The sequence below is a fragment of the Clostridium sp. CM037 genome (assembly GCF_055081095.1).
The window spans coordinates 37,721-47,478 of record NZ_JBSJEN010000002.1; the positions used below are offsets into that span (position 1 = coordinate 37,721).

Below are 9,758 nucleotides of genomic sequence, written 5' to 3' on the forward strand. Positions count from 1 at the left end.
TAATAATGAGATTATTTTGTTTACCATATGCAGGGGGATCAGAAAGCATATATTATAAATGGAAAAACAACTTAAATCCTTTAATTCAAGTAGTTCCAATAGAGTTAAAAGGAAGAGGAAAAAGATTTAATGAATTTTTCTATGAAAGTTTAGAAGAAGCAGTTGATGATATATTTAAAAATATTAAAGAAAAAATAGTAGATGATGAATTCGCCATATATGGACATAGCATGGGGAGTCTTTTAGCTTATGAATTGTATTATAAATTAAGTGAGTTAAAGCTTAGAAAACCAAAACATATATTTTTTTCAGGATACGGAGCACCAAGTATAATAAAAAAAAGAGAAAACATATACACTTTGCCAGACTATTATTTTATGAAAAAAGTAATGGAGATTGGTGGAACACCAGAAGAGTTGATGAAAAACAAAGGGTTACTTGAAATATATCTTCCTATAATTACAAGTGACTTTAAGATTTTAGAAAACTATACCTATAAAGAAAGAGAAGAAAAAATTGAGTGTGCTGTTTCAATTTTAAATGGAAAACAAGATTCTATTAATTTGGAAGAGATATTAGCTTGGAAAAATCACGTGTGTAGAGGTTTCAAAGTTTATAGCTTTGAGGGGAATCATTTTTTTATAAATAACAATATTGAAAATATAACTAGTATTATAAATGCTACATTGGCTGAAAAAAATCAAATAAAACAAGAATAGGGTACGTAGATCAGATGAAAGAAAAAGAAAAATCATGAAGCTAAGAACGCGAAGGTAGTGGAAAAAAATGAAAAAATCAGTCTATAAAGCACAGTTTTATAAAAACAACAAGCTATATTTTGTAGCTACTATATTATTGTCAATAATTCTTATGGCATTTAATGTATATGTGGCAATTCTATTAATGAATTTAATTAATGTAGCAACGAAGGGTACGATGGATGATCTAATTCGAATGTTAATAACTGGTGTAATATTTGTTGTACTTAATGTAATTGTTGGATTCATTGAGAAACATTTCAGAAATATGTTTTATTATAGGGCATTGATGGGTTATAAAAAATTTGTTTTTGAAAGAATGCTTTGTAAAAATGTTAATGCATTTAATCAAAGCGCTACAAGCAAATATATTTCTGCACTGAGTAATGATGTTAAATCAATTGAAACCAACTATATCGAAGCCATCATATCATTAGTGAAACAATTTTCTTTACTAATTGGTGGTATGGGCGTAATGCTTGTATTAAATACTATACTGTTTTTATGTGTGGTAGTTGCATCTTTATTTCCAGTAATAGTATCTGTATTATTTGGAAACCGTGTAATTAAAGCTGAAAAAGAACTTTCGGACAGTAATGAAGGATTTATCGGTTGTGTTAAGGATATGGTTTCAGGTTTTTCAGTAATAAAGAGTTTTAAGGCAGAGAATGAGATTCAGATAGTGTTTGACAAAACAAATAAAGGACTTGAACAAGTTAAAAAGAAGAGAAAAAGTTCAGAAGATACGATAGGTATTTTATCAGGCATGGCCGGGACAATGGTACTGTTTGTGGTGTTTGCAGTAGGAGCAGTGTTTTGTATTCGTGGTGTCATGACAATAGGCACGATTATGGCATTTATTCAGCTTCTTAACTATGTAATAGGTCCAATACAAGTGATTCCTACATTACTCAGTAAAATTGGTGCAGCAAATAAGTTGATTGATAAGATAGAAAACCAGATTGAAGAAGATGTGGGAAGGGGTGGCGAAATAGAACTATCCGAGTTTAAAAATGAAATTCGATTTCAAAATGTGTCATTTGGCTATCAAGAAGGAAATTCTGTTATTTCTAACTTGAATTTACTTATTGAAAAGGGAAAAAGTTATGTAATTGTAGGTATTAGTGGAAGCGGTAAATCTACACTGCTCCAGTTAATCCTTGATTATTATCCTGAGTTTCAAGGGGATATAACGATTGATGGAGTCAATATAAATGATATAAAGTCGGAAAGTTTATACGATTTACTATCTATTATCCAGCAAAACGTATTTATATTTGATGGAACGATTGAAGAAAACATTACCATGTATAAAAAATTCAATGAAGATAAGGTACGGCTTGCAGTTGAGAGGTCAGGGCTGGTTGAGCTTATACAGGCGAAGGGGATTGACTATATGTGCGGCGAAAATGGAAGCAAGCTTTCTGGCGGCGAACGGCAGCGTATTTCAATAGCAAGGTGCTTATTAAAAGAAACGCCAATACTAATGATGGACGAGGCAATGGCTTCTTTAGATAATACTACCGCAACTATGGTTGAAAAAGAGATTCTTCAGTTTAAAGGAATAACAAAAATTGTTATAACACATAAATTAAATGAAGAGTTACTTAGGCAATATGATGCAATCATTATGATGGGGAATGGAAAAGTAACAGAGGTGGGAAGCTTTGATGAATTATTAGAAAAACGGGGACAGTTTTATTCTTTATATAATGTATCAGAAATGTGATAAGGCAATGAGTAATGTACGAAAAAGTTTAATAAATGAAATATTATTAATTGAATAGAAGAAGGAAGGAAATGTATTATGAAATATGAATTATCCAGACCACAGATGTAGAATTTTAATGTGGAAAATTATAGGCGGAACTGTTACTAACATTACAGCAAGTGCGTTAAAAAAGGGCAATGGAAATGAGAACTTTATGAGATATGCGATTAATCAGATATGTAAAAAAGGGCAAATAAACTTGCACATCAAAGAATTGAGCTAAGCGGAACATTATTGCAAGCCGTCAAAAATGCCTTTAAGCTAAAAAAAACTACTAGCCCCTTAATATGTCATAGTGATATTGGTTGCCAATACACAAGTTTAGAATTCAAAGAATATATCTTAAACACAAAAATAATAACTCACTCTTTTAGTAGAAAGGGCTGTCATTATAACAATGCTAGTATAGAGTCTTACCATGCTTCGATTAAGAAGGAAGAAGTACAACTTGTTACTTATTATGACTTTAATACTGTTAAGTTAGCTATATTTGAGTACAAAGAATCTTGGTATAACAGAAATCCATAGCAGTATAGGTTATATTGCTCCACAAAGAGGTATATATAGAGGAAGGAATGGTTAGGAAAATGAATTTTATGACTTTAACAGAACTTATAAAAAGCAAAACTTTAGAGTTTGAAAAAGGTATCGTATTTATTAAGGAATATAATAAGGAAAAAAAAGTATCTTATAAAGATATATTTACTAAAAGTTTAAATATTCTAGGTTATTTACAAGCTAAAGGTGTTGGATACAAAGATGAACTAGTAATTCAATTTGAGGATAAAGAGGACTTTATTAATCAATTTTGGGCAGGGATATTAGGTGGTATAATACCTGTTCCTGTCAGTGAAGGTAATAATGATGAAAGTAAATTAAAGCTTTTTAAGGTATGGGAGAAGTTAAATAACCCATACCTTATATGTGATAACAAACAATACAATGGGCTAGTGGAATATGCGATCAATAATGGTTTTGATATTACAAAAATATCAAAAAGAGTAATAGACATCAGTGAAGCAGAGAACTATAAAATAGAAGGTAATATTTATGATAGTAAGGCAAGTGATATAGCATTTATTCAATTTTCATCAGGTTCAACTGGAGACCCAAAGGGAGTTGTATTAAAACATTGTAACGTTGTGGCCAATGTAGAGGCAATTATAACAAGTGCTAATATGAATCTGGATGACAATTTGCTAACATGGATGCCTTTAACACATGATATGGGATTAATAGGGTGTCACTTAGTCCCTATGGCCATAAATATTAATCAAGTACATATAAATACTAGTGATTTTATAAGAAACCCTAATATATGGTTAGAAAAAGCAAGTAAACATAAGAGTACAATTCTTCAGTCACCTAACTTTGGATATAGATATGTATTGTTACACATGAAGAAGGTACAGTTAGTGGAATGTGATTTATCAAATGTAAGACTCATTTTCAACGGTGGAGAGCCAATTTCAATAGATTTATGTGAACAATTTTTAATTGAAATGAGCAGATTTAATTTAAAATATTCCTCAATGTATCCAGTATATGGACTTGCTGAGGCTAGTCTTGCAGTTACGTTTCCTAATTCATCAGAAGAAAAAATGACTGTTTGGAATATAGATAGAAGGAAAATGAATATAGGCGATGAAGTGGTATATTTGAATAATAAACAATCAAATTATTCAGCTAAATTAGTAGATCTAGGTTACGCTGTTAAGTTTCTTAATATTAAAATAACAAATTCATATGGAGAAATATTAGGCGAAAATATTATAGGATTTATTAAGATAAAAGGTATTAATGTAACTAGTGGATACTACAATATGGAAAATAAAACCAAAGAAGCAATTGATGCAGATGGATGGTTTAACACTGGTGATTTAGGATTTATGAGAAATAATAGGTTGATTGTGGTAGGTAGGCATAAGGATGTACTATTTTTAAATGGTCAAAATTTTTATGCTCATGATATAGAAGTGATAGTAAGGCGGGCGGCGGGTATAAAATTAACCGATTTAGATGTTGCTATTGTAACTGTTTCAAATTATGAGAAACAAATAGAAGATGTTGTAGTTTTTATTGTGTATAGAAATAAAATTGAGGACTTCTTAGAGTTTCAGGTTAATATAAAAAGAGAAGTGAATATGCGTATAGGGATTCAAATTACCCATGTTGTACCTATAGAAAACCTACCTAAAACAGCAAGTGGAAAGGTTCAACGGTTTAATTTAGTAAAAAGGTTTAACGAAGGTGAATTTAATTCAGTATTAAAAGAGATGAACGAACTGAAAAAAAGAAAGAAGCCAGACAACTATGAAAACATTAGTGAAATAGAAAAAAAATTAACATCAGTATGCAAGGAATATCTAGAGATAACCGAGCTAGGGCTAGATGATAATTTTTTTGAAGTAGGAATTAATTCTCTAAAGGCGATGAAGTTGGTAGCAAAAATTGAGATTGAATTTAATAAACGAGTATCAATAAAGGATTTATTTGAACGCCCAACAATAAGGACGCTGTCAGAAGTTTTAAATTTTATGGATATAAATAATAATAATACAATATTAAAATTAGACCATAAAGAATATTATGAATCATCAGCAGTACAAAAAAGAATGTATGTGCTTCATAAATTAGATGCAGAGAGTTTAAATTATAACGTTCCATTTATAATGATAATAAATGGTGATTTGGTTAAAGAAAAATTAAACCATACAATAAATAAAATTATTGAAAGACATGAAACTTTGCGGACTTACTTTGAAGAAATTGACGGAAGAGTAATATTGAAGATAGCTAAAAATTTTAGGATAAAAATTAATTATGAGGAAAAACCGGTTAATGATAACGAAAAAAGTTATTTAAATAGAAAAATAACAGAATTTGTAAGAACATTTGATTTAAATAAGCTTCCACTTATAAGAGTTGAATTATTAAAAGTTGAAGAAAAAAAACATTTAATATTATTTGATTTTCATCATATCATATTCGATGGTGCTAGTTCAGCAATATTTACAAAGGAATTTATAACTATATATAACGGAATAGAAATTCCAAAGTTGGAAATCCAATATAAAGATTATGCAGCATGGAGTAATAGCTTTTTTGAAAGTGAATACACAAAAAAACAGGAAGAATACTGGAAAAATATATTTAATGACGGTGTTCCGGTTCTGAATCTACAGACTGATTTTAATAGACCTATAAATCAGACCTTCAAAGGAAAAAATTTACAATTTAAAATTAATGAAGAAATTAGTAAAAAGATTGATGGGTTTTGTAAGGTTTATAATGTAACACCGTATATGTTCTTTTTAGCAAGCATTAATATATTATTGTCAAAGTATTCGAGACAAGAGGATATAATAGTCGGAACAGTAATTGAAGGGCGAAATAACATAGAAGTTAATAAACTAATAGGAATGTTTGTAAATACTGTACCTATGAGAAATAAACCAGTGTCAGACGAAACATTTATTGAGTTTTTGAGTGATGTTAAGAAAAATACTTTAGATGTATTTGATAATTCAGATTATCAATTTGATAGTTTAGTGAAATTAATTGATGCACCAAGAGATTCAAGCAAGCATCCATTATTTGATGTAATGTTTGTATTCCAAGACGAACAGATTAATGAGTTAAAGACTAGAGACTTAGAAATAAGTGGTTATGAAATTAAAACGGAAAGTTCAAGATTAGATTTATCATTTGAAGTAACAAATGACAAATCTAATTATAAATGCAGCATTGAATATAACACAGACATTTTTAAGAGTAAAACCATTGAAAGGTTAAGAATACACTTGGAAACCTTATTAGGAAACATATTAGACAAGTCAAACGAAAAAATCTATAAATTAGATATAATAAATGAAAAAGAAAAAAATAAATTGTTATTTGAATTTAATGATACAAAGGCTGATTACCCCCAAAATAAGACATTACAACAGTTATTTGAAGCACAAGTAGAGAAAACTCCCAATAATATTGCAGTAGTATATGGTGAAGAAAAATTAACTTATGAGGAATTGAACTGCAAAGCAAACCAATTAGGCAAAGTACTCAGAAAAAAGGGAGTTATTTCTGGCAGTATAGTAGGTATAATGGTTGAACGTTCTATTGATATGATAATAGGGATAATAGGGATACTTAAATCAGGTGGAGGGTATTTACCTATAAATATAAACTATCCAACTGAAAGAATAGAATATATTTTAAAAGATAGTGGAGTAGAGATGCTACTTATTAAGGGAGACATGCCTTATGATATTAGGTTTAATGGTGAAGCAATAGACTTAATGGATAAAGAGATATGTAGTGAAAGTGAAGTAAATCTTGTAAATGTAAATAAACTACAAGACGTTGCATACATAATTTATACATCGGGAACTACGGGTAAGCCTAAGGGAGTAGTGCTGGAACATAAAAATGTTGTAAGGTTATTTTTTAATGATAAAGCTTGTTTTGATTTTAATAATAATGATGTTTGGACAATGTTTCATTCTTATTGTTTTGACTTTTCAGTATGGGAGATGTATGGCGCATTACTATACGGAGGTAAGCTCATAATTATTTCGGAAGCGGCGGCACAAGATACGAAAAAATATTTAGAAATCTTAAAAAAAGAAAAAGTAACAGTATTAAATCAAACTCCATCAGCTTTTTATAACCTGTCAAGTGAGGAAATGCAGCAAAAAGATAATGAGCTTGTAATAAGATATGTTATATTTGGTGGAGAAGAGTTAAAGTTAAAAAAGCTTAAAGAGTGGAAAAACAAATATCCTTATACCAAACTCATAAATATGTATGGTATAACTGAGACAACAGTTCATGTGACATATAAAGAAATAAAAGATACAGATATAGAAAAAAATGCAAGGAATATTGGAGGACCTATACCAACTCTTAATGTATATATAGTAGACAACAATATTGAGTTATTACCAATAGGAGTAGCTGGAGAACTATGTGTATCAGGAGAAGGTTTGGCTAGAGGATATTTAAACAGACCTGAATTAACAGAAGAGAAATTTATACCTAATCCATTCATAGTTGGGGGGAGAATGTATAAATCGGGAGATTTGGCAAGATGGTTGCCTAATGGGGATTTAGAGTACTTAGGACGAATAGATCAGCAAGTAAAAATAAGAGGTTATCGTATAGAAATTGGAGAGATAGAAGCTGCTTTGAATGAATATTATGGCGTAAAAAATAATGTAATTACTGTAAAAAAAGGTATATCAGGACATACAAGCTTAGTTGCTTATGTAATACCTGAAACCAATGTGGACAGTATTATTAATAAACAAAAGCAAGAAAAAAGTCTAGAACAAGTAAAACAATTGAGAGAAGTTTTTAATGGTGTAAATATTAAAGAAATAGAACTAATAGACAATGTGTTGAATGTTGTTAGTTGGGACAAAAATTTTGTGGGAAATCTTAAGCAATTTTTAAAATTAAAATTGCCTGAATATATGATACCTTCATACTTTATACAGATGGATAAGTTTCCTATGACATCAAATGGAAAGATTGACAAAAATATGTTGCCGAAACCTAATAATAATAGAATTTTAACTACCAAACGTGAGGAAGCAAGAAATAAAATAGAGGATAAACTAGTCAAAATATGGTGTAAGGTACTAGAGGTTGATGCAATAGGGATAAGTGATAATTTCTTTGAATTTGGAGGGCATTCTCTAAATGCTACAGTTGTTATTAGTGAAATTCATAAAGAATTAAATGTAGATGTTCCATTAAAGGAATTATTTATAAAACCAACCATTAAGGAATTAGGTGCTTATATAAAAAATAGCAGTGAAACCTTATATGAAATTATAGAAAAATGCGAAGAAAAAGAATATTACGAGACATCATCTGCACAAAAAAGAGTATATACGATGCAACAAGTTAAAAAAGAAAGTATAGCCTATAATATGCCAGCTGCTTTTAAACTTGAAGGAGACGTAGATGTAATTAGAATGGAAGCAGTTTTCAAAAAACTGATAGATAGGCATGAGGCGTTGAGAACATATTTTGAAATGATCGATGGTGAAATAGTACAGAGAATAAATAATGAATATGAATTCAATATAGAAGTAAGAAAATATACAGAAATAGATATTCAAGTGATTGCAGAAAATTTTATAAAAAAATTTGAATTAGATAAATCACCTTTATTTAGGGTGAGATTGGTAGAATGTAAAGAGAAAAGTGTATTGTTAATTGATATGCATCATATAATATCTGATGGAATATCAGTAAGTATACTTATAAAAGAATTTTCAATGATTTATAACGGCATTGAACCTAAGCGCTTGAGGCTTCAATATAAGGATTTTGCAGAATGGCAAAATAAATTCTTAAAGTCGGAAAACATTAAAAAACAAAAAAAATACTGGATTAGCAGGTTCGATCATGAAATACCAATACTAAATTTGCCATATGATTATGAGAGACTGACAGTGCAAAGTTATGAAGGTGATAATGTAAGCTTTTCATTAGATGAAGAAATAACTAATAATTTACGAAAAGTAGCTAAGGAAAGTGAAAGCACTATGCATATGGTAATACTTTCAATATTTAACATATTATTGTCAAAATATAGTATGCAAGAATGTATAGTGGTAGGTGTGCCAGTTGGTGGAAGAATACATTCTGATCTTCAAAATATGATAGGTATGTTTATTAATACACTGGCTTTAAAGAATAGCCCAAATGCAGATAAGACATTCAAAGAATTTTTAAAGGAAGTAAAAGAAAACTCAATTAGGGCATATGAAAATCAAAGCTATCAGTTTGAAGAATTAATTGAAGTACTTAATGTGAAAAGAGAGCAAGGAAGAAATCCTTTGTTTGATGTTATGTTTAACATGGTAAATGCTGACTGTAGCTCAGATATTGAATTGGACGGGCTTACTTTAAAGGCATATACAATGGAGAACAAAGTATCAAAGTTTGATTTGACATTATCAGCAGTTGAAACAAATAAAACAATAGAAATGAGCTTCGAGTATTCTTCAAAGCTGTTTAAAAGACTTACTATAGAGAGGGCAGTAAAAGATATTAAGTTAATAATTGATATGGTGTTGAAAAATACGGATATTGAGGTAGGTAAGATTTGCATGTTAAGTGAAGAGGAAATTTGTTGTGCTCTAGAAGAAGAGGAAGATATAAACAATATTAAAAAACAGGATTTTGCTTTTTAATATTCATAAAAGCAAAAATAT

3 protein-coding genes are annotated in these 9,758 nt (G+C 29.6%); all 3 read left to right on the plus strand.

The window, feature by feature from the left end; genetic code table 11:
• Positions 1–5: 5 nt before the first annotated feature.
• Positions 6–719 carry a thioesterase II family protein gene (locus ACWJKP_RS20405; protein WP_462961733.1) on the plus strand — a complete coding sequence of 238 codons (714 nt, stop codon included), beginning with the start codon at positions 6–8 and terminating at the stop codon, positions 717–719.
• Positions 720–786: 67 nt separating this feature from the next.
• Positions 787–2,487, plus strand: coding sequence for an ABC transporter ATP-binding protein (locus ACWJKP_RS20410; protein WP_462961734.1), 1,701 nt, complete (start codon positions 787–789; stop codon positions 2,485–2,487).
• Positions 2,488–3,104: 617 nt separating this feature from the next.
• Positions 3,105–9,737 (plus strand): non-ribosomal peptide synthetase, encoded by a 6,633-nt coding sequence (locus ACWJKP_RS20415; protein WP_462961735.1) that lies wholly within the window; start codon positions 3,105–3,107, stop codon positions 9,735–9,737.
• Positions 9,738–9,758 lie beyond the last annotated feature (21 nt).

Bases quoted from the DNA above. Each gene is read 5' to 3' on its own strand.
- ACWJKP_RS20405 (WP_462961733.1), top strand. From the start codon at position 6: ATGAGATTATTTTGTTTACCATATGCAGGGGGATCAGAAAGCATATAT.
- ACWJKP_RS20410 (WP_462961734.1), top strand. From the start codon at position 787: ATGAAAAAATCAGTCTATAAAGCACAGTTTTATAAAAACAACAAGCTA.
- ACWJKP_RS20415 (WP_462961735.1), top strand. From the start codon at position 3,105: ATGGTTAGGAAAATGAATTTTATGACTTTAACAGAACTTATAAAAAGC.